Annotated in this window: 17 protein-coding genes; 3 read left to right on the top strand and 14 right to left on the bottom strand. The window is 66.4% G+C overall.

What is annotated here, in order from left to right; genetic code table 11:
- Positions 1 to 34 precede the first annotated feature (34 nt).
- From U6958_RS22190 to U6958_RS22180, 3 genes are all read right to left on the bottom strand, one after another.
- The gene (locus tag U6958_RS22190; protein WP_016445410.1) at positions 35 to 724 is read right to left on the bottom strand and encodes a hydrolase; all 690 of its coding nucleotides are present in this window, start codon (positions 722 to 724) and stop codon (positions 35 to 37) included.
- 10 nt (positions 725 to 734) lie between these two features.
- Entirely contained in the window at positions 735 to 1361 is a 627-nt protein-coding gene (gene ycaC, locus U6958_RS22185) for an isochorismate family cysteine hydrolase YcaC (protein WP_016445411.1), read from the bottom strand.
- A gap of 139 nt (positions 1362 to 1500) precedes the next feature.
- On the bottom strand, positions 1501 to 2364 hold the full coding sequence (locus U6958_RS22180) for a pirin family protein (RefSeq protein ID WP_074923520.1): 864 nt from the start codon (positions 2362 to 2364) through the stop codon (positions 1501 to 1503).
- 131 nt (positions 2365 to 2495) lie between these two features.
- Here U6958_RS22180 and U6958_RS22175 point away from each other — a divergent pair, with 131 nt between their 5' ends.
- Positions 2496 to 3398 carry a LysR family transcriptional regulator gene (locus tag U6958_RS22175; RefSeq protein ID WP_074923519.1) on the top strand — a complete coding sequence of 301 codons (903 nt, stop codon included), beginning with the start codon at positions 2496 to 2498 and terminating at the stop codon, positions 3396 to 3398.
- 85 nt (positions 3399 to 3483) lie between these two features.
- On the opposite strand, the gene U6958_RS22170 is transcribed toward U6958_RS22175, so the two are convergent.
- The 10 genes from U6958_RS22170 to U6958_RS22125 form a co-directional block, all read right to left on the bottom strand.
- Positions 3484 to 3984: a copper chaperone PCu(A)C gene (locus U6958_RS22170; RefSeq protein ID WP_074923518.1), complete on the bottom strand. Its 501-nt coding sequence runs from the start codon at positions 3982 to 3984 to the stop codon at positions 3484 to 3486.
- A complete protein-coding gene (locus tag U6958_RS22165; protein WP_074923517.1) occupies positions 3981 to 5219 on the bottom strand; it encodes a hypothetical protein in 1239 nt (412 codons plus the stop codon). The genes U6958_RS22170 and U6958_RS22165 overlap by 4 nt, the downstream gene beginning before the upstream one ends.
- 1 nt (position 5220) lies before the next feature.
- Positions 5221 to 6420, bottom strand: a complete 1200-nt coding sequence (locus tag U6958_RS22160; protein ID WP_074923516.1) for a methanobactin export MATE transporter MbnM — start codon at positions 6418 to 6420, stop codon at positions 5221 to 5223.
- Complete coding sequence (locus tag U6958_RS22155; protein WP_074923515.1) at positions 6420 to 7367, bottom strand: MbnP family copper-binding protein; 948 nt, start codon at positions 7365 to 7367, stop codon at positions 6420 to 6422. Before U6958_RS22155 ends, U6958_RS22160 begins: the two co-directional genes overlap by 1 nt.
- Before the next feature lie 149 nt (positions 7368 to 7516).
- Positions 7517 to 8002: a DUF2946 family protein gene (locus U6958_RS22150; protein ID WP_017404965.1), complete on the bottom strand. Its 486-nt coding sequence runs from the start codon at positions 8000 to 8002 to the stop codon at positions 7517 to 7519.
- Between the two features lie 10 nt (positions 8003 to 8012).
- Positions 8013 to 8480 (bottom strand): copper chaperone PCu(A)C, encoded by a 468-nt coding sequence (locus tag U6958_RS22145; protein ID WP_013803107.1) that lies wholly within the window; start codon positions 8478 to 8480, stop codon positions 8013 to 8015.
- A gap of 99 nt (positions 8481 to 8579) precedes the next feature.
- Positions 8580 to 10640 (bottom strand): TonB-dependent receptor, encoded by a 2061-nt coding sequence (locus tag U6958_RS22140; RefSeq protein WP_074923514.1) that lies wholly within the window; start codon positions 10638 to 10640, stop codon positions 8580 to 8582.
- Between the two features lie 42 nt (positions 10641 to 10682).
- A complete protein-coding gene (locus U6958_RS22135) occupies positions 10683 to 11174 on the bottom strand; it encodes a copper uptake system-associated protein (protein WP_061288307.1) in 492 nt (163 codons plus the stop codon).
- Between the two features lie 34 nt (positions 11175 to 11208).
- Positions 11209 to 13047, bottom strand: a complete 1839-nt coding sequence (locus U6958_RS22130; protein ID WP_074923513.1) for a TonB-dependent receptor — start codon at positions 13045 to 13047, stop codon at positions 11209 to 11211.
- A gap of 312 nt (positions 13048 to 13359) precedes the next feature.
- Positions 13360 to 13719, bottom strand: a complete 360-nt coding sequence (locus U6958_RS22125; protein ID WP_016445422.1) for a hypothetical protein — start codon at positions 13717 to 13719, stop codon at positions 13360 to 13362.
- A gap of 203 nt (positions 13720 to 13922) precedes the next feature.
- On the opposite strand from U6958_RS22125, the gene U6958_RS22120 reads away from it, so the two are divergent.
- Both U6958_RS22120 and U6958_RS22115 read left to right on the top strand, forming a co-directional pair.
- A complete protein-coding gene (locus tag U6958_RS22120; RefSeq protein ID WP_016452463.1) occupies positions 13923 to 14282 on the top strand; it encodes a DUF2946 family protein in 360 nt (119 codons plus the stop codon).
- Between the two features lie 88 nt (positions 14283 to 14370).
- Positions 14371 to 16545 carry a TonB-dependent siderophore receptor gene (locus tag U6958_RS22115; protein ID WP_074923512.1) on the top strand — a complete coding sequence of 725 codons (2175 nt, stop codon included), beginning with the start codon at positions 14371 to 14373 and terminating at the stop codon, positions 16543 to 16545.
- A 103-nt stretch (positions 16546 to 16648) separates the two neighbouring features.
- Here the strand turns inward: U6958_RS22115 and uca are convergent, their stop codons facing one another.
- On the bottom strand, positions 16649 to 20284 hold the full coding sequence (gene uca, locus U6958_RS22110; protein ID WP_074923511.1) for an urea carboxylase: 3636 nt from the start codon (positions 20282 to 20284) through the stop codon (positions 16649 to 16651).
- Between the last annotated feature and the right edge of the window lie 32 nt (positions 20285 to 20316).

The following is a 20316-nucleotide window of genomic DNA, read 5'->3' as shown; positions in this document are numbered from 1 at the left end:
CAAGCGGCCTCGTACCCGTGCCGTGCTACCGCAGTCAGGTGCGTTGCGAATCCAGCTGCTCACCGTTCCTGGCCACTTCCTGCGCCTTGGAGTAGCTTTCGATCAGCAACTGGTACGGCGGGAAGACTGCGCTGTAGGCCTGCGCCCACTGCAACGCGTCCTCGCGGTTCCAGGTCTTTTGCACCTCCGAGCACACCGCCGCCGTGTCCATCGGCACGACACCAGCCTGCACGATGCGCGCCAGCGTGATTTCCTGCGCCATTTTCGAGTAGGTCCCCGAGGCGTCGATCACCGCGAAGACCTGGTAGCCCTCGTGCACCGCGGCGATGCTGGGAAAGGCCATGCAGACGCTGGTGATCGTCCCCGCGATGATGAGCTGCCTGCGCCCGGTGGCCTTGACGGCAGCGACGAACTCCGGGTTGTCCCAGGCGTTGATCTCGCCCTTGCGCGCAACGTACCGGGCATGCGGGGCGTACTGGTGGATCTCGGGGATCAAGGGGCCGTTCGGACCCTGCGGCACCGATGCGGTGGTGATGACCGGGATCTTCGCCAGTGTCGCTACCTTGGCGAGTGTGGTGGCATTGGCACGTACCTCGGTGAAGGGCATGTCCTTGATGGTCTGGAACAGGCCGCTTTGATGGTCGATCAGCAGCATCGCCGCATTGTCGGGATCGATGACCGGGCGGGCGCCGTTGAAGTTGGCAATGGTTTGGGGTGTGCTCACGGTCTTCTCCTCAATTGCCCTGGGTGAACGTGGTGTGGCTCGTGATCAGGTTGCGGTAGTCGGGGATGTGGTTGGAAAACAGAGTGCCCAGCCCCTGCACATCGTTGCGCCAGTCGCGGTGCAGTTCGCAGGCAGCGCCGAACCAGCTCATCAGTTGCACGCCGGCCTGCGACATGCGATTCCACGCCGCATCGCGGGTGATGGAGTTGAAGGTGCCGGAGGCGTCAGTGATCACGAAGACGTCGAAGCCTTCCTCGATGGCCGACAGTGCCGGGAAGGCCACGCACACCTCGGTCACCACGCCGGCGATGATGAGTTGCTTCTTGCCCGTGGCCTTCACGGCCTTGACGAAGTCCTCGTTGTCCCAGGCGTTGATGTTGCCGGGCCGGGCGATGTAGGGCGCCTGGGGAAACTGGCTCTTGAGCTCCGGCACCAGCGGTCCGTTGGGGCCGTTCTCGAAGCTGGTCGTCAGGATGGTGGGCAGCTTGAAATAGCTGGCGATGTCGGCCAGCGCCAGCACGTTGTTCTTGAACTTGTCCGGGTCGATGTCGCGTACAAGGGAGAGCAGGCCGGTCTGGTGGTCTACCAGCAGCACGGCGGCGTTGTCCTTGTCCAGGCGGACGTAGGGCTTGGTCATGGTGAATCTCCTTGGGGTTGCAAAGTGCCCGGGATGGGCGGTTCAGGCGCAGCCGTGCACGACCGGGGCAGCAGGCCCCGGCTGAACAAAGCCGCGTCGGGGGAAACATGCAGGGCTCCCGGCGGGAGCCCTGCGGCGCTCATTGCGCCATCTGGCCGAAGCGTCCGCTGTTGAAGTCGGTCATGGCCTGACGGATCTCGGCCTCGCTGTTCATCACGAACGGGCCATAGCCCACCACCGGCTCATCGATGGGCTCGCCGGACAGCCACAGCACGGTGGCGTCGCTGCTGCCCTCGATCTCCACGCCGCTGCCGGCGCGCTCCAGGTGCACCAGTTGTCCTTCCCGCGCGATGGCGCCGTTGACCAGCACCGAGCCGTGGAGCACCACCAGGGCCAGCGTGTGGCCGTCCTTCGCGTCGAACCGGCCCACGCCGCCATGGCGGATGCGGATGTCCCACACGTCCATCGCCGTGAAGGTCTGCGCCGGGCCGCGGTGGCCGCCGAACTCGCCGGCAATCACCCGCACACGGCCCGCGCCTTCCGCCAGGTCCGCCCAGGGAATCTGCGCATCCAGCAGCGTCTGGTAGCCCGGCGCGGTCATTTTGTCCTTGGCGGGCAAGTTGACCCAGAGCTGCACCATCTCGATGGTTCCGCCGCGTTCGGTGAAGGCGCGCGAGTGGAATTCCTCGTGCAGGATGCCGCCGCCAGCGGTCATCCACTGCACGTCACCGGGGCCGATCAGGCCGCCGGCGCCGGTGGAGTCGCGGTGCTCCAGCTCGCCCTGGTAGACGATGGTCACGGTCTCGAAACCACGGTGCGGGTGCTGGCCGACGCCGCGCGGCCGGTCGGTCGGCCCAAAGGGCGTCGGCGCCGCGTGGTCAAGCAGCAGGAACGGGCTCAGGTGCTTGCCCAGCCCGTCGTAGCCGAACAGCGAGCGCACCGGAAAACCGTCGCCTACCCAGTGCATGCGGGGGGCGCTGTAGACACCGAGGATTTTCTTCATGCTGATCTCCTTGTGTCGCCGAGACAAAGGTCTTGGCTGACGGATAGAGAATAGGATTTGAACGATGAACGCGGTAGTCGTTAATATTTGCCATCAGAGTCCTATCTGAGGAACGATGAAGGCGGTGTGCAATGAAAGACCTGAACGACCTCTACTACTACGTGCAGGTGGTGGACCACGGCGGCTTTGCGCCCGCGGGCCGCGCGCTGGGGATGCCCAAATCCAAGCTGAGCCGGCGCATCGCGCAGCTTGAGGAGCGTCTCGGCACGCGCCTGATCCAGCGCTCCACGCGGCGATTTGCCGTCACCGAGACCGGCCAGACCTACTACGGCCACTGCAAGGCGATGCTGGTGGAGGCCGACGCCGCCGACGAGGCCATCGCGCTGACCCACGCCGAGCCGCGCGGCATCGTGCGCATGACCTGCCCGGTGGCGCTGCTCGATGCGCGCATCGCCGACATGCTGGCGGCCTTCATGGCCGCGTATCCGCGCGTGGAGATCCACCTCGAGGAAACCAACCGCCGCGTCGACGTGGTGGGCGAGGGAATCGACGTTGCCATCCGCGTGCGCCCGCCGCCGCTGGAGGACAGCGACCTGGTGATGCGCATGCTCGCCGAGCGCGGGCAATGCCTGGTGGCCTGCCCGCAGCTGCTGACAGGCGGCATCCCCCAGGTGCCCGCCGATCTGACAGGCCTGCCGAGCATGGACCTGGGCCTGCCGCAGCACGAGCATGTGTGGCACCTGATCGGCCCGGACGGCACGCAGGCGGCCATCCGCCACCGGCCGCGTCTGGTCACGCGCGGCATGCTGGCGCTGCGCGCGGCGGCCTTGGCGGGGGTGGGCGTCGTGCAACTGCCCTCGATGATGGTGCGCGAGCAGATCGCGCGCGGTGAACTGGTCCACGTCATCCCGGGCTGGGCGCCACGGCGCGAGATCATCCACGCGGTGTTCGCCTCGCGGCGCGGGCTGCTGCCGGCCGTGCGGGCGCTGCTGGATTTCCTGGCAGAGCGGTTTGAGGCGCTGGACGAAGACTGAGCTGCCGGGAAGTCCCATGGCGGCGATTGCAGCAGCTCATGGCTGCATCTCGCCTTGTGGGGCGCGGCTCCTGCCGCATGTCCGTTCAATGCGGGTGTTGGTGTCCGGATGGCATGCGCTTGGGTTGCTGCACCCAGACCTTGACCTTGTACTCGCCAGCCTTTTCGAACTGCAGCGTCAGATCGAAGCGATCACCCTCGCGCAAGGGCTGCTTGAGATCGATCAGCATGAGGTGGTGTGACTGGCCATGGCGCAGCTGCACCTCCTGGCCTGCGGGCAGTTCGATGAAGGGCACTTCGCGCATGCGCATGATGTCGCCCTCCATCTTCATCTCATGCAGCTCCACGCGTGCGGCCGCTGGCGTGCTGGCCCCGATGAGCCGGTCGGCGTTCTTTCCCTTGTTCCTGATCCCCCGCAAATACGCCGCCCCGTTGCTGGAGCCGGCGATGGAGGGCGTGGCGTAGGGGTGGTCTATGACCAGGTCTCCCGCCCGGAAGTCATGGGCCCGTGCCGTCAGCGGCAGTGTCAGGGCACAGCCCGTGCCCAGCAGCATTCCAAGCGCCTGGCGGCGAAGCATTGTGGTCATTTCCAGTTCCTTTCCAACAGGGCATCGGGGGTCCAGATCAGCCGCAGGCCTGCCACCGTATGGCCTTTGCCGGCAATGTGCTCGCGCCCGGCTTCAAGCGCGATCAGAACGCTTTTGACGGGGCGCCAGCCGGCCATGGCCGTGAAGCGGCGCGATGGGTTGTTGGGCAGCAGGTTGGCGTCCGTGGCCACCAGCAGGGCGCCCGGCCCGCTGACGCGATTGGTGCTTCTGAGCCATTCCTGGCGGGCGCCGAATTCCCAGCGCGCGCGCGGCTGCCAGAGCACTTCCAGCCAGCCGCCCAGCGTGCGGCCCTGGTAGCGGGTGTCGCCGTTCTGGGAATAGAGGTTTCCGCTTTCGCGCCGCCAGATGCCTGCTGCGGTGAGCTGGACGCCGGGCAACGGCGTGGTCCAGGTAGCGCTGGCCCCGGCCAGGTCCACGGTGCCGTCGAAGCAGGTGATGTCGCGCAGGCTGGCGTTGCACTGTGGCGCCGTGTGGATGTGGCCGCTGTTGGAGCGCTGTACATAGGCGCCGCGGCCCTTGGGCTGCATCCGGCTGTAGAAGACGTCTGCCTGCACCGAGGTCCAGGCGGCGCTGGCATGCAGGACGGGCGCCCAGGCGGCGTTGTCGCTGCCGGGAAAGCGCCGGGCGCGCCAAAGCCCCAGGTCAATGCCCTGCAGCCAGGACATGGCGCCTTGCAGGTGGGGACGCCAGGCGGCGTTGACGCCATCCTCGATCCAGTCGCCGTTGAAGGCCGCCCGCTTGGCCAGCGGCATCTGGCCGTAGCGGTCGAAGTGCCCGGCACGCGTGAGCACCTGTCCCATGGGCACGCGGTTGCGGCCTGCGCCCAGGGTCAGCTCGGCGTCTGAGCCGCTGCGCGCCTCCATCCAGGCGGCCTCCACGTGGGCTGGGTCGCTGTCGTGCCAGCCCATCACGATGTTGGCCCCCAGTTGGGGAGATACGCGCAGGCCGGCGCCCAGGGTGCCATGCTCCAGCCGCCAGCCGCGCTGGTCGTCAGGCGTGTCGCCCAGGCCCAGCGTGCCGGCCAGCCTGGGTGCCGGCAAGGTGGAATCGCCATGGAGATAGGCGGCCACCGCCGCCATGTCGATGCGCAGGCCGTTGGTCTGCGGTATGCCGTCATCCAGGGTGTGCGCGGCGGCGCTGCCTGCCGCCAAGGCGATGACGACGGCGATGGCCGCTGCCAGCGGCGTGCATTGCGCGAGGAAGCTGCGTTGCATGCTATTGGCCTGCCTGCCGTGCAAAGGGATCGGCGAGCCTGGGGTTGGTGAGCAGCTCATGGTCCGTGAGGGTTTTGAGAAAGGCCAGCAGGTCGGCGCGGTCGTCGGCCGTCAGGGCGATCTGGTTGATGAAGTCGTTCTTGTTGGGGTTGGCGCGCCCGTCGCCGGCATGCGGGCCGGAGGTGATGTTGCGGCCACCGGCCGCATAGAACTGCAGCACTTCCTCCAGCGTCGCGATGCTGCCGTCATGCATGTAGGGGCCGGTGACTTCCACATTGCGCAGGCTGGGCGCGCGGAACTTGCCCATGTCCTTGAAGAGCTGGGTCAGTTCATAGACGCCCCGGTTGGGCTCGGGGAAGGCGCCGGTGCCGCCGATGTTGTAGAGGCCCGTGTTGTGGAACGGGGTCTCGACGATGCGGCTGCCCGCGTGCACGATCTGGTCGTTGAAGTTGAAGCTGCTGTGGCAGTGGAAGCATTCGGCCTTTTCGCCGAAGAACAGGTTCATGCCGCGCTGCTCGGCCGGGTTCAGTGCCGTGCTGCCCTTGAGGTACTGGTCATATTTGCTGTTGCCCGAAAGAATGGTGCGCTGGAATGCCGAGATGGCGTGGATCACATTGCCCCAGGTGATGGGCGCTGCCTGGCCCGGGTAGGCCCTGGCGAAGCGCGGGCCGTAGCCGGTGTCGGCAGCCAGCCGCGCGAGGATTTCCTCCTTGTTGTTGTCGTTGACGCCCATCTCCACCGGGTCCGTGCCGAACAGCGGCGTCTCCATCTGCTTTTCAAGCGTGACCAGCGAGGGGTTGGCCCAGGTCAGCGTGGCGTTGTAGACCACGTTGGCCAGGCTCTGGGCGTTGCGCGGATGTGCGTGCCCTGTGGAGCCCAGTGAGGTCGTCAGGCCATCGGTGAAGGCCTTGGACTGTATGTGGCAGCTCGCGCAGGCCTGCGTGCCGTTGCCCGAAAGGCGCCTGTCATAGAACAGAAAGCGGCCGAGCTCGGCCTTCTCCGCCGTCATGGGATTGGTGTCGGGCACCTTGGGGGTGGGGAAAAAGGAGGGCAGCACCCAGGACCAGCCCGTGCTGCTGCCGGAGTCATCGTGGACGGCGGTGTCGCCGCCCCCGCAGCCCGCCAGGGCGATGGCCCCGGCAAGGCCGCACAGGGCGGCGGTCCATGCCGCCACCCGCCGAAGCGAATGGGGCTTGTGCATTACTTGGCCTCGGTACGGAACACGGTCTGGCCGCTGCCTTCATTGATGGAGCGGCCCGTGGTCAGATCGATCTTGAGCGCGCTGAAGATGGGCACGCATTCCGGATCGGTGGCCCCGGACATGCAGCCGGCGGCGCCGCCCAGGTCTTCCTTGACGTTCGAGCCCTGCAGCAGCTGCGCAATGTCCAGCACCACCTTCTGGGTGCCGGCATTGAAATCGCCGAACCCGAAATCCATGCGGTCCGCACGCGCGCAGCTGACCGTCTCGCCGGTCACGGGGTTGCCCGTGCAGCCGGTGGAGCCCAGGTGGACGTAGAAGGTCTTGCCGGGGGCGGCCGGTGCGGGGCGGGCCACGCCGCCCACGGGGTTGACCTCGATCTGGGCGAACTTGCGGCCGGCCTGCCAGGACCAGGCCAGGGCCTGCACATCGAGCGGCTTGGGCGCGACGGCATAGTCGGTGTGGTTGACCGAAGAGGGCACGCCCACGGTCATCCTGATGCCCTTGTACGTGCCTGCGGGCACCGTGCCCCGGACCTGCGTGTTCTGCGCCTGCGTGCCTGCGTCGGCGCATGCGCCGGTGCCGTCCTCCAGGTCGATCAGCGTCACTTCCTTGGTCTGCCAGTCGTTGACGTCCAGGGTGACGGCCACGGCCTCGCCCTTGTCATTGATCAGCGAGACGCCGCTGACGTAAAAGCGCAGGTCATGCAGGTCCACCGTGGCCTGGCTGGTTCCCATGCCGGCGATGGGCGTGCCGCAGTTGGCGGGCAGGTTGCCGGCCTTGGCGGCGAACTCGATGGCCACGGCCTGGGGGCCCGTGGGCGTTGTGGGCGTGGTGGGCTGGCTGTTGTCACCGCCTCCGCCGCCACCGCAGGCGGCCAGCAGCAGCGGCAGCGCGGTGGCGATCAGGGCGAGGGGAAAGCGGGAGTTGTCAAAGTAAGTGGTACGCATGGGTAAACGGTTTCTTGGTGCCTGCGCTGGGGCCATGGCGGCGCGCAGGCGTGGGTAACCCTGCAGGCTGCGACGCGGGTCGCGGCTTGGCATGGGAAAGGAGTTCGGGAATGGGCGACGGCATGCCGCCCGTGCGGCCCTTTCGGGCTTCAGGGAAGGGGAGGCGCCCTGGGGGGAGTGCTCAGCACCACGCGCAGCACGGTGTCCCGCGGGCGCAGGGCCTGGGGCGGCAGCGGGGTGGGAGGCGGCGGCGCGGCAAAGCGCAGGTCCGCGCGGGACACATCAGGAGGGGCATCGCCCACGACCCGGCACAGCGGGCAATGCGCCTGGCCGGCGGCCGTGGTCTGCTCCTTGGCTTCAGGCTCCCCCGCAGCAGATGCCGGTTGCGCCTGCTGCAGGCCCAGGGGCGTGCAGACTTCCATGGCCAGCCGCGCCAGCGGGTCGCCACTGCCCTGGCCCGATGCCAGCACCATCGCCAGGGCAGGGTGCACAAAGGCGAACAGCAGCGCCGCAGCCATCCAGGCGGCAAAGCGCCGGCCCTGGTCGCGCCGCTGTCGTGCGCCCGGCAACGCCCACGGCCAGGCGGGTGGCCCGAAGGCCACCCAGCGCTTGATGCGGAGGCTGCTGCAGCGCATGGGCCCTGTGTCAGTGCTTGTGATCGTGGCCCGAGGGCGCCGCCTTGGTGGCCAGCGGGCGTACGGGCGCCTGCACCTGCACGGATTCACGCTTGCCGTCCTTGCCTTCGATGATGAGGGTCAGCGGCACGGTCTGGCCTTCCTGCACCTGCTGCTTGAGGTCCAGCAGCATCACGTGGTAGCCGCCGGGCTTGAGCTCCACGGTCTTGCCTGCCGGCAGCGCGATGGACGGCACCTGGCGCATCTTCATCACGTTGTCCTGCATGGCCATCTCATGGACTTCGACGACCGGCGTCAGGGGCGAAGTCGCTGCGACGAGCTTGCTGTCCTGTGCGGCCTGCAGTTTCAGGAACGCGCCGGTGGCCTTTTGCTGCGGCACGGTGGCGCGCACCCAGGCATCACTGACGCTGACCTGGGCATTGGCGAATCCGCTGATCATGGCGGCGGCGAGGGCAAGCAAACGGACGTGGCGTTTCATGGGTTTCTCCTTCGTTGGCAAAAATGTCGTGTGTGTCGGGTGCGTGCCTGGTACGTGACTGGTACGTGACTGGTGCGGTGGACGGCTGGAAGGTGTCCATCAGAAGCGCAGGTTCATGCTGGCATAGACGCCGCGCCCGTCGGCGGGCGAGTAGCCCGAGGAGCCGCTGTCATACCAGGCGTAGACGTACTTGCGGTTGGTGACGTTCTTGACCTGCAGGCCCAGGTCCATGGTGTCCGAGAGGCGGTAGCTGGCACCCAGGTTCAGCACGGCGAACTTGCCTGCGCGGCCCTGGGTATTGGTGCGCTCCAGGTAGTAGTCGCCCTGGGCATTGCCCCAGGCCGACAGCTTCAGCCGGTCCGTGGCCTGCCAGTCCACGCCGGCCGAGACCAGGTAGTGCGGCACGTTCTCGATTTCCTTGCCCAGGGTGGCGGGTGCGCTGGGGTCGGGCGCGGTGATGCGCGCCACTTGGTGGGAGTAGGCGATCCAGGCGGTGGTGCGGGCATGGGGCTTCATGTTGAGCTGTATGTCGTAGCCCTTGCGCAGCGTCTTGCCCACGTTGCCCAGGCCGCCCGGGTCGGGCAGGCCGTCCACGCCCAGCACCCGGGCCACCTCGCCCGAGGCGCGCTGCTCCCAGTAGGCCACGCGGCCGTTGAGCCAGGGCAGGGGAGAGAACTTGACGCCCGCTTCCCAGCCATCATTGATGGAGGGCCTGAGGTTGCGATCCTGCGTGCGGTAGGCGTCGATGCCCGAGCCGATCTGGAAGGTCCGGCCCCAGTTCGCGTAGACGCTGGCCTGCTGGCTCAGGGTGTAGGCGATGCTGATCTTGGGCTGCTTGATCAGGCCGTAGTCATGCACGGGCGCGCGCGTGCCGGCCAGGCGGTCGATGAAGTCGCCATCCACGTCGTCAATGCGCAGCGCCGGGATGATCCGCAGGGCTTCGATGGGGCGGATCACGGCCTGCACGTAGGCGCCCTGCGTATGGAGGTCGAAGTCCCAGTCGCGGAACTGCGAGGTCCGCACGCGCTCCGTGGTGCGGTAGCGCTGGCCCAGGTTGCTTTGCCGCTGGGCGTCCAGACCGCCTTCGAGCGTGAATTCATGCGCCCAGTCCACCTTGGGGCGCCAGGTCAGGGTGGTGATGGCGCCTTGCTGCTGCTCGTCGTTGTAGCGCTCCTGCTGAGATCCCGCTGCCGAGAAGCGCACCCAGCGCTGGTTCTCGTACTGGTTGGCGTAGACCTTGGCAGACAGCGACAGCTCAGGCGTCAGTTCGCCATCCAGGTGGGCGCTGAGCTGGCCGGTTTCCCGCTCGCCACGGTCGGCCGCCGCATAGGCCGGGGAGCTGCGCGGCGCCTTGATGGCTTCTTCGTAGCTGAGGTAGCCCGACTCCAGCGCCTTATTGCGGTAGTAGCGCGCGATCATGCCGGTGCGCCAGCGGCCATCGTCCGAGGTGTAGAACCATTTGCCGGACAGGGACAGCTTGCGGGCATCGGCATGGTCCCGGTAGCCGTCCGAATCGCGCCAGGCCAGGAAGTAGTTCTGGCTCCAGTTGCCGCTCTCGATGCCCTTGGACACCTGCAACTCCTGGGTGCCGAAGCTGCCCACGGTCACGCTGGCACGGCCCTCGTTGCCGCCCGTGCGGGTGATCACGTTGGCATTGCCGGCGATGTTGTTGAGGCCGTAGCGCGCGTCATTGGTGCCGCGCACGATCTCGATGGCCTCGATGTCCAGCGGGAAGACCGCGTCCAGAAAGGGCATGCCCCCGGCGTTGTCATTGCTGGGGATGCCATCGATCAGCAGCTTGACCGCATTGATGCGGCCTTCGCCGTTGAAGCCCCGGAAGGAGAAGCGCCCGGCATCCGTGCCCTGCTTGAACTGCGTGACCTGCACGCCGGGCGCCTTGGACAGCAGCTCCCAGCTGTAGTCCACATGCTCGTTCTCGAGGATGTCCGCGCCCACGATGTCCACGGAGCTGAACACGCTGCGCGTGGACAGCGGGCCGGAGGCCTTGGAGGTGATGCTGATGGTGCCCAGCGTCAGGGCGGAGTCGTCCTGGCTCAACGGTTGGGGGGCGACCAGGCCCTGGGCATGGGCCGCCGAGGCCAGTGCCAGGGCGATGGACAGGGCCAGGGGGCTGCGCGAGAAGGAGAGGGAGACAGACATCAGGTGAGGCAGACGGTGGATGGTGTGGAGGAGGCGATCGGCTCAATGGGCCGGATGTGCGGATGGGGGATGCTGGCCCTGCGCGTCCATATGGACCATGCCGTCGAACAGGGACAGCAGGGCGCGGCGCGGGGCGGGCATGGCGGACTCGGCCTGCACGACCTTGCTGGCCAGACTGCGCGCGGCCGATGCAGACAGGCCAGCCATTGCCAGCATCTTGGGGTCCTTGAGTCCATCGCCGCCACAGGCGGCCACCAGCCATTGGCCCTGCGCGTCGCGCCGCAGCAGGGCCCGGCCACCGCGATCGCCTTGTATCCATCCGGCGACCGCATGGCCGCCTTCGATGGAGATGGGCGCTACCTCCAGCCTGGCCTCGGGCTTGTCCCAGGTGGCCATCATGACGCTGCGGATGGCCGCCGCATCAGCCGACCCGGCCGTGGCGGGGGGCGTCGCGCCCGAGGCCGCCGCCATGGCGGGCAGGCCCAGGACCAGGGCCATCGACAGGGCGATGCTGCTCAAAGAAAGATGTCTCATGCGTGCTCCTTGTGCGGGCTGTGCGGGCGGGGGATCAGAAGCTGGCCGCCACGCCGATCTGTGCCGAGCGGCCGGGCATGGGGTAGCCGGGGCGATAGGCGTAGTTGCGGTCGAACAGGTTCTCCACGGCCAGGAAAACCTCTCCCTTGCTGCCCAGGGCAGGCACCGGATAGGCCACTCGCAGGTTGGCCACGGCAAAGCCGGCCACGCGCTCGGTGTTGGCGGCATCGGCGCCCCGCGCGCGGCTCAGCGCCCAGACTGCCGACTGGTACTGCGCATCGAAGGCGACCCGCACCGGGCCGGCCTTGCCATTGACGCCCAGCGTCAGCGCGCGGCGCGGGCTGTAGGGCAGGTTGTCCATGCTGGGGTCCAGCAGCGTCAGGCCGGCAAAGCCCGACCAGCCGCCGCCCAGCGCCTGGCGCAGCGACAGCTCCATGCCGCGCATGGTGTAGCCGCCCAGGTTGATGAACTGCGGCGGGGGCGGGACATTGGGCGGAAAGCCGAAGACATAGCGGTTCTTGACCTTGTCGTGGAAGATGCTGGCGTCAAGCTGTGTGGCCTGCGACAGCGTCCACTTGAAGCCCAGTTCGGCGTGGTCCATCTCCTCGGCGGACAGCCGCTGCCACGTGGAGCCCAGGGCCGGAATCAGCGATGCCAGCAGCGGCGTCTCCAGCCCGGGGTAGTTGATGCCGCGCGACAGGTTGGCGTAGACGGTGAACTGCTCCGAGGCCAGCGACAGGCCCGCATGGGGGGCCGCCTTGGAGCTGAACTGGCTGTGGTCGTACATGCGCAGGCCGGCAGACGGCACCAGGCTCCATGTCGCCGACAGCGGGATCTCCTGGCTGAGTCCCGCATAGGGAGAGGTGATCCTGAAGGTGGGCGCCTGGAAAAATCCCTGCGTCGCTGGTGCGACGCGGTTGAAAGCGGCATCGCCCGAAATGCGGTCATGGTCCAGGCCTGCAGTGACGGTGGCCCCCTTCCAGGGCGAGAACTGTTCCTTCCAGCGCAGGCCGCTCATGCGGAACTTGTTGATGCTGTCGCCGTCCGGCGCGGGCTGGTCCAGCCAGTCGCCCCGGCCATGGTTGCTGTACAGCTTGAGCTCGCCCCGCCAGTCACCATGCACGTGGGACACGGAGCTGCTGAACATGCTGGCCTTGGTGTTGTACTGGGGGGCTTGCGCCGCAGCGGCAAGCCGTGCGTCGCCAGGGTCCCTGGCCTTGTTGTCCACCTGCAGGAAGCTGGCCGCCACCGACCAGTTCGCACCCAGCCTGTAGCCAATGCGCCCCATGAGGTTGCTGAGCCGGCCATCCGCATTGGTGCGGTGGCCGTCCGAGCGCGCAAAGCCCTGGGCCAGGCTCCAATCCAGGTTGCCGCTTCTGCCCAGCAGACTGGCCTGTTCGGTGAGGGTGCCGTAGGAGCCCGCCGAGATCCTGGCATCCCCGTGCACGCCGTCCTCGGTGGCGCGGCGCGTGAGCAAGTCGATGGAGGCGAAGTTGTTGCCATTGACCTGGGGCTGCGGGCTCTTGTAGACCGTGATGGACTGCATGCCGTTGACGGGCAGCAGGTCCAGCAGGGGATGGCTCCACAGTCCCATGTAGAACGGCACGCCGTCCACATAGGTCTTGATCTCGCTGCCGGGCCGGCTCACACCCATGCCGCGGATATAGACGGCGCCGCCCTGATCGCCGCCAAAGGCACCCACGGGGTTGTAGCGCGAGATCTGCACACCGGGCGTGCGGCGCAGGGCCGAGGCCAGGTCCACCGCGTTCTGGTCGCGCAATTGGTCCTGGGCGATCACGGCCGAGTTGGAGGAAAACGCATCCAGCTCCATCTCTTCCACCACGGGGCGGGCATTGACGGTGACGGGGGCCATCCGAGGCTCCTGGGCATGCGCTCCGGCAGCCAGTGTGAGAAGGGCCGAGGCGATGGAGGACCTGTGGAAAACGGCCGGAATGCAGGTGAAGCGTTGGGCAGGCATGGGTGTGCACGCAGTCCGTCTGAACTGCGCAAGTCATTGTTGGACGATCCAGGGCAGGCCATTGCCCGTGCGCCGCACCGCCGGCCTGGTCACAGGCGGGCGCATTGGGGGCTTGGGGCAGGCCAGGAAATGACCTCGCAACTGGCGTGGCGCAAGGCCTTGCCATGGTGTCGCGGCCAAGGCAGCCGCGCTATCGATGCGAGGGAATCAGGCCTGTGCGGGAGGACCGCGGGGCGGAAGCGGCGCGCCGACCAGGGCTGCGATATGGGCCGCTGCAAACGGATGCAGGGCTGCCGCCAGAGGATGGGGTTGTGCCACCGCCAGGCTGACGGGAGGCAGAGGCAATGCAGGGGCCAGGCACATCGAGCAATCGAGCGTGTGCTGACCTGGCGCCTGGGCCTGGCCCTCGTCGTCAAGAACCACCATGGTGATGGCTCCGCCGCTGGAGCAGATGAACTCCATGGTCTTGGGGTTCACGAAGGGCGAAGCGCCCGCAACACCCAGCGTCAGCAGGAACCACGCCAGGGCGAGGCGCTTCCAGAATGACGATGTGCGAAGGGTGTGCATAGCCCGCGATTATGGCGGCGATATCGGACCGACAGCAACCTTCTTGCGCAATGGCGGATGCAGATCCGGCCCGGTTGATCTTGGTCAAGGCGCTGCCGCCGCTTGAAGGCGGCGGATGGCAAGGCAGTTTTGCAGGGAACTCACAACAGCTTGCCAGGCAGTTGCCTCGCTCAACAGGCGATGGCCCCCCATAATGCGTACGCATGCAAACCTTGCGCAACTGCCTGATGCTGCCCCGCCTTGCTTTGGCGTGGTTCATGCTGGCATTGGCGATGGCCGTGGCGTCGCCCATCGTGCATCCGCGCTCCCTGGAAGTGGTTTGCACGGGCAATGGCAGCATGCAGGTCGTCGTGCTGGATGACGAAGGACAGGCGAGTGCCGGCACGCACCACTCGCTCGACTGTCCTTTGTGCCTGGTGGTCACGCCTGCCTTGCTTCACCCTTCGCCGGAGTTTGAACAGCCGCAGCCGTTGGGATTGGCGGTGCAGCCCGTGGAGTCGGCGCGCATTGCCGCGCTGGTGGGGGCACCGCTTCCGCCCAGAGGTCCGCCGGCGCGCGTGTAAGCCTTGTGCGGCGGGCCCCGATGCCTGCCTCACCTTCGCCGCCGGGCCTTGCGGGGCACGGCAGGTCTCACTTGCACGCAAATCGCTCATGACCCGTTCCATTGGCCCCGCGATGCCCGAAGGCATCGTTCACACTTCTTCGTCCACCTTTTTGCAACGTTCTCGCCAGACCCGGGCCGTGGTGTTGCTCCCCATGGCGTTCGCTTGCTCGGCAAGCTGGGGGCAGGCCTCCACAACCCTGGACACCGTCACCGTGCGCTCATCCGGCGACAGCGCCCTGGAGCGCCCGCTGGCCACCGGCAGCCGACTGGATCTCAGCGCACGCGATACGCCCGCCAGTGTCGAAGTGATCACGCGCGAGCAACTGCAGGCCAGGGGAGACAATTCGCTGGTCGATGCAATCACCCGCTCCACGGGTATCACCAGCCTGGGGCATCCGGGCAACAGCGGCAGTTCGCTGTCGGCACGGGGCTTCACCGACACCACATCGGTCATGCGCTTGTATGACGGCACTCGCCAATATGGCGGTGTGGGCGTGAGTTTTCCCTTCGACACCTGGTCCGTAGACCGCATCGAAGTGCTGCGTGGACCGGCTTCCGTGATCTATGGCGATGGCGCCATTGGCGGGGTCATCAATGTGATTCCCAAGAAGCCCACGCGCAGTCCGATACGCAACGAGGTCCAGGCCACGGTGGGCACCGACGGAAAACGCGGCCTGGCCTTTGGCAGCGGCGGCGCAATCAATGAGCACTGGTCCTACCGTCTGGATGCCAGTGGCGACCGCTCCGACGGATGGGTTGACCGGGGTGATTCCAGCAGCCGCACCCTCTCCGCAGCCTTGCGATGGGATCCGGTGCAGGACTTCAGCGTGCAACTGTCCCACGCACTGGGCAGGCAAAAGCCCATGCGCTACTTCGGCACGCCGTTGATCAATGGAGTTCAGGATCCGGCGGTACGCGAACGCAACTACAACGTGGCCGACAGCCGCATCCAGTACAAGGACCGCTGGACCGAACTGGCGGCGCAATGGACGCCCTCCAGCAACGTGATCGTGCGCAGCAAGCTCTATCACATAGCCAGCGACCGCTACTGGCGCAACGCCGAGACCTACCTGTACAACGCCTCCACCGGCCTGATCGACCGATCCGGAAACACCGAGATCGCCCATGACCAGACGCAGACCGGCAACACCACGGATGCGACCTTCAGCGGCAGTCTCTTCGGTCGCAAGAACCAGGTGTCCCTGGGCTTCGATGTCAACCGCGCGGCTTTCCAGCACTCCAACAACACCTATGTGGGCAGCTCCGGTTCGGTGGACCCCTACAACCCCGATCCCGGTCAATACACCAGCTCCATTCCCTTCATTCCCCGCTATCGCAACAAGGCCGAGCAATATGCGCTGTTCGCTGAGGACCGCCTGGAGATGACGGACCGCTGGTCATTGGTGGCAGGTGCGCGGTTTGACCATACAAATCTCTCGCGCCAGGACCTGGTGGCTGGTACGCAGGCCTTCAAGCGCAGCTACTCCAATGCGGGGTGGCGCTTGGGAACGGTCTACCAACTCCACCCCGGCCTGTCACTGTATGCCCAGGCATCCAAGGCGGCGGATCCGGTGAGCGGCCTGCTGATGCTGTCTGCCGCCAACGCCGCTTTCGACGTGTCCACAGGGCGGCAGTTCGAAATCGGCCTCAAGCAATCGTTCTGGGAAGGCAAGGGCGACTGGACGCTGGCGATGTACTCCATCACCAAGAACAATCTGCTCACGCGTGACCCTGCCAACCCCGCGCTGCGCATCCAGGTGGGGCAGCGGTCATCCAAAGGCATGGAGAGCACCCTGTCGATGCAGGTCGCCAAGACGGTCCGGCTGGATGCCAACGTGGCCTTGCTCAAGGCGCGGTACGACGACTTCAGCGAGTCGGTTGGCGGCGTCACCGTGTCCCGCAATGGCAACGTGCCCACCGACGTGCCTGAACGTGTCGCCAATGTCTGGGTGGGCTGGAACCTCGCTTCGAACTGGACACTGTCAGGAGGGCTGCGCCATGTCGGCAAACGCTATGCCGACAACGCCAATACCTTGAAGCTGGGGGCGTACACCACCTTCGATATGGCACTGCAATGGAAGGCCACTGCAGATACCACGCTGACGCTGCGCGGGTTCAACGTTCTGGACAAGCACTATTTCTCCACGGCCTACTACACCACGACGCAGTGGCTGGTGGGCGAGGGGCGGCGTGCGGAGATCACGTTGCATCACCGCTTCTGAAGGCGTAGCTGGCGACGCGAACCCACCTGATACTCCCCATCGCCCAGCCAGCACACCGCGCTGAGCTGAAAAAGGTCGGTCTCCTTGAATGCCGCACAGGACTTCAGGAGCCGGCCGGTTGTAACGCTTCGAGCACCATCAACGCATCTCCCGCAGCCACAGCCTTTCCAGCTTGGCAATGCACGGCAGCAATCCTGCCTGCCTGACTGGCTACCACCTGGAACTCCATCTTCATCGCTTCCAACACCAAAAGTGGTTGCCCGGCTTCGACCTCTTGGCCTACTTCGACGAGAAACTTCCAAACATTGCCGGACATGTCGGCAGTGACTGTGTTGGCATCCATAGGGCCGGCGACAGACTCAGCCGCGCTTTCGCTCGCATCGGCTTTTACGTCGCTTTCCCAGAGTGCCACCTCGTTTGCGTAGGCCTTATGCTGCTTCTCCCTGAAGGTGTTGATCTCCTGCGCGTTCTGCGCAAGTTCTCTTTCGTACTCAGCCAAGTCAAACACTGCATCTTCTACGCGTGTCTGTGCCCGCCCCGCGCGGAAGTCCACACGGAACTTGTCCAGCTCAGTCTCGCTGACCGGGTAGAAGCGCACCCGGTCGAAGAAGCGCAGAAGCCAGGGGTTAGCGCCGAACTGGCCGTTGCTGAGAAATCTGTTCCAGATCGGCACGGTCCGGCCGACGAGCTGGTAGCCGCCGGGCGAGTCCATGCCGTAGATGCACATGTACACGCCACCGATGCCCACCGTGCCCTCGGCCGTGTAGGTGCGCGCGGGGTTGTACTTGGAGGTCAGCAGCCGGTGACGCGGGTCCAGTGGCACCGCGCAGGGGGCACCCAGGTACACATCCCCCAGTCCCATGACCATGTAGCTGGCGTCGAACACCGTCTTGCGCACATCCTCGCGACTGCCAAGTCCGTTGATGCGCTGAATAAAGTCCACGTTGTTGGGCAGCCAGGGAGCTTCGGATTTCACCGTTTCACGATAGCGTTGCACTGCGCCCAGGGTGGCCGAATCCTCGAAGGCCATGGGAAGGTGCACGATGCGGCTGGGCACCTTGATACCTTCCACGTCTGGAAGCTGTTTCTCCAGCGCAATCAGCTTGCCGATCAGTTCGGACTGCGCGATCACCCGACTGTCGTAGTGGATCTGCACCGAGCGCACGCCAGGCGAGAGTTCCTGCACCCCGTCGACCCTGGCGGCCTTGAGTGCTTCCATCAACAGGTGGATACGCAGCCGCAGACGCAAGTCCAGCACGTTCGGGCCGTATTCCAACAGGATGTACTTGTCGCCAGCCTGGCGATAGGCCACGGCGGGGCGGCTGCCCTCGGCGGGCAATTCGGCCAAGACGCATTGCGAAGCCGTGGCCAGTGCAGTGGACAGGCTCTGAGCGGGTCGCTCGGTCTGCGGGCGCAGCAGGCGAATGGCCTCGTCCTGCGCCTTCTCCAGCGCCAGTGCCTCCTCGAAGCCTATGCGCCGGAAGCGAATCGTGTCGCCCGGCTTCACCTGTCCCACTTTCCACAGTTCCGCTTTGACGATGGTCGCTGCGCAGACGAAGCCACCCAGGCTCGGACCGTCGCAGGTCAGGATCACCGGCGTGTCGCCCGTGAAGTTGATGCTGCCGATGGCGTACACGCAGTCATGCACGTTGGACGGGTGCAGTCCCGCCTCACCGCCGTCGCTGCGTGTCCATTCAGGTTTCGGCCCGATCAGGCGCACACCCAGCCGGTTGGAGTTGTAGTGAACCTGATAGTCGGTGGCGAAGAAGGCCGCCATGCTGTCTTCTGTGAAGAAGTCCGGCGCGCCATGCGGGCCGTAGAGCACAGCGATGTCCCAGTGCTTGCCATAGGCTGGCACCAGTTCATGGGGAGGCGTCGCCGGCACATAGGCGGGGGCTGGCGTGCTGCAGGCGGCCAGGTCGGGCCGGCTGACGGGCAGCACGTCGCCCACGCGCAGCGTTCGTCCTGCGTGGCCGCCGAACTGGCCGAGCACGAAGGTGGATTTGCTGCCCAGGTAGTCGGGCACGTCGATGCCGCGCCGGATGGCCACGTAGCTGCGGCACCCGCTGGTGGCCTTGCCGATGCGAAGCACTTGGTTTGCGCGGACGGCGATGGGCTTCCACCAGGGCAGCGGGTCGCCGTTGTCGAGCGTCGCGAGGGCTGGCGCACCGGTGAGTGCAATCACCGCGTTGCCGTGGAACTTGAGCGTCGGACCTTGGAGCGTGCATTCCAGTCCGGCCGCGCTTTCGTGGTTGCCGACGATGCGGTTGGCCAGGCGGAAGGCATAGTCGTCCATCGGCCCGGACGGCGGCACGCCGATGTCCCAGTAGCCGGTGCGTCCCGGGTAGTCCTGGACCGTGGTGTAGGTGCCAGATTCCAGCACCTCGACCACGGGCGAGACGTATTCGTAGCGGTCCAGCAATCGCGTGGACACAGTGCCAGTGACGAACTCCTGGCTCTGCAAAATGCTGCGCAGGTAGTCCAGGTTGGTGGCGCTGCCGTGCAGGCGCGTCAACTCAAGGGCCATCAGCAGCTTGTGGCGCGCTTCCTCTCGGTCAGCGCCGTAGGCGATGACCTTGGCGATCATCGGGTCGTAGTTCGCCGACACCTCGGTGCCGGTCTGCACCCAGGTGTCCACACGCACGCCTTCGGGAAACTGCACGTCGGTCAGCACACCGGGCGCGGGCTGAAAGCCGCGCACGGGGTTCTCGGCATAGACGCGCACTTCCATGGCGGCACCCTTGGGTTCAGGCAGGTCGTCGAAGGATGGCGGCTCACCAGCGGCGATGCGAACCATCCACTCCACCAGGTCCAGCCCCGTCACCTCCTCGGTGATCGGATGCTCGACCTGCAGCCGGGTGTTCACCTCCAGGAAGTAGAAGGCATCGCGCGCGCCGTCGTAGATGAATTCTACCGTGCCGGCCGAGACGTAGCCCACGGCCTCGCCCAGCTTCACGGCAGCGGCCAGCAGCGCCTTGCGCGTGGCTGGCGGCAGGTGCGGTGCCGGGGTTTCCTCGACCACCTTCTGGTTGCGCCGCTGCAGCGAGCAATCGCGCTCTCCCAACGCCACGACGCGGCCTTGGCCGTTGCCGAAAATCTGTACTTCGACATGGCGCGCATCGGCGATGAAGCGCTCGATGAACACACCGCTGTCCTTGAAGAAGTTCTGGCCGAGGCGCTGCACCGAATCGTAGGCCGCGATCAGCTCGGCCTCGTTGTCGCAGCGCGAGAGGCCGATGCCGCCGCCGCCCGCCGTGCTCTTGAGCATCACCGGATAGCCGATGTGCTGTGCAGCTGACTTGGCGTCCTCCAGACTTTGCAGCAGGCCGGTGCCTGGTGTGAGCGGCACGCCCGCCGCCTCGGCGATCTCGCGCGAGGTGTGCTTCAGGCCGAAGCGCCGCACCTGGTCCGGTGTCGGGCCAACGAAGACGATGCCCGCTGCCGCACACTGCTCGGCGAACTCGGTGTTCTCGGACAGGAAGCCATAGCCGGGGATCACCGCCTCGGCCCCCGTTTCTCTGGCGATCTCCAGGATGCGGTCGCCGCGCAGGTAGGTTTCCGCCGGGCTGCTGCCGCCATCGCTGTTCAAGGGCACGGCCACGTCGGCCGCTGCCACGTGCAGGCTGTCGCGGTCGGCGTCCGAATAGATGGCCACCGAGCGCACGCCCATCTTCTTGAGGGTGCGGGCGATGCGTACCGCGATTTCTCCACGGTTGGCAATGAGTACGGTCTTGAACATGGGCGGACTCCAGGCAATGCAGCGGCCTGGCC

Source organism: Delftia lacustris (assembly GCF_040267515.1).
GTDB lineage: Bacteria > Pseudomonadota > Gammaproteobacteria > Burkholderiales > Burkholderiaceae_C > Comamonas > Comamonas tsuruhatensis.
This window is presented reverse-complemented; position numbering and strand designations above follow the sequence as displayed.

Coding starts and splice junctions, on each gene's coding strand:
- ycaC (WP_016445411.1), bottom strand. CDS start 1,361: ATGACCAAGCCCTACGTCCGCCTGGACAAGGACAACGCCGCCGTGCTG.
- U6958_RS22180 (WP_074923520.1), bottom strand. CDS start 2,364: ATGAAGAAAATCCTCGGTGTCTACAGCGCCCCCCGCATGCACTGGGTA.
- U6958_RS22175 (WP_074923519.1), top strand. CDS start 2,496: ATGAAAGACCTGAACGACCTCTACTACTACGTGCAGGTGGTGGACCAC.
- U6958_RS22170 (WP_074923518.1), bottom strand. CDS start 3,984: ATGACCACAATGCTTCGCCGCCAGGCGCTTGGAATGCTGCTGGGCACG.
- U6958_RS22165 (WP_074923517.1), bottom strand. CDS start 5,219: ATGCAACGCAGCTTCCTCGCGCAATGCACGCCGCTGGCAGCGGCCATC.
- U6958_RS22160 (WP_074923516.1), bottom strand. CDS start 6,420: ATGCACAAGCCCCATTCGCTTCGGCGGGTGGCGGCATGGACCGCCGCC.
- U6958_RS22155 (WP_074923515.1), bottom strand. CDS start 7,367: ATGCGTACCACTTACTTTGACAACTCCCGCTTTCCCCTCGCCCTGATC.
- U6958_RS22150 (WP_017404965.1), bottom strand. CDS start 8,002: ATGCGCTGCAGCAGCCTCCGCATCAAGCGCTGGGTGGCCTTCGGGCCA.
- U6958_RS22145 (WP_013803107.1), bottom strand. CDS start 8,480: ATGAAACGCCACGTCCGTTTGCTTGCCCTCGCCGCCGCCATGATCAGC.
- U6958_RS22140 (WP_074923514.1), bottom strand. CDS start 10,640: ATGTCTGTCTCCCTCTCCTTCTCGCGCAGCCCCCTGGCCCTGTCCATC.
- U6958_RS22135 (WP_061288307.1), bottom strand. CDS start 11,174: ATGAGACATCTTTCTTTGAGCAGCATCGCCCTGTCGATGGCCCTGGTC.
- U6958_RS22130 (WP_074923513.1), bottom strand. CDS start 13,047: ATGGCCCCCGTCACCGTCAATGCCCGCCCCGTGGTGGAAGAGATGGAG.
- U6958_RS22125 (WP_016445422.1), bottom strand. CDS start 13,719: ATGCACACCCTTCGCACATCGTCATTCTGGAAGCGCCTCGCCCTGGCG.
- U6958_RS22120 (WP_016452463.1), top strand. CDS start 13,923: ATGCAAACCTTGCGCAACTGCCTGATGCTGCCCCGCCTTGCTTTGGCG.
- U6958_RS22115 (WP_074923512.1), top strand. CDS start 14,371: ATGACCCGTTCCATTGGCCCCGCGATGCCCGAAGGCATCGTTCACACT.
- uca (WP_074923511.1), bottom strand. CDS start 20,284: ATGTTCAAGACCGTACTCATTGCCAACCGTGGAGAAATCGCGGTACGC.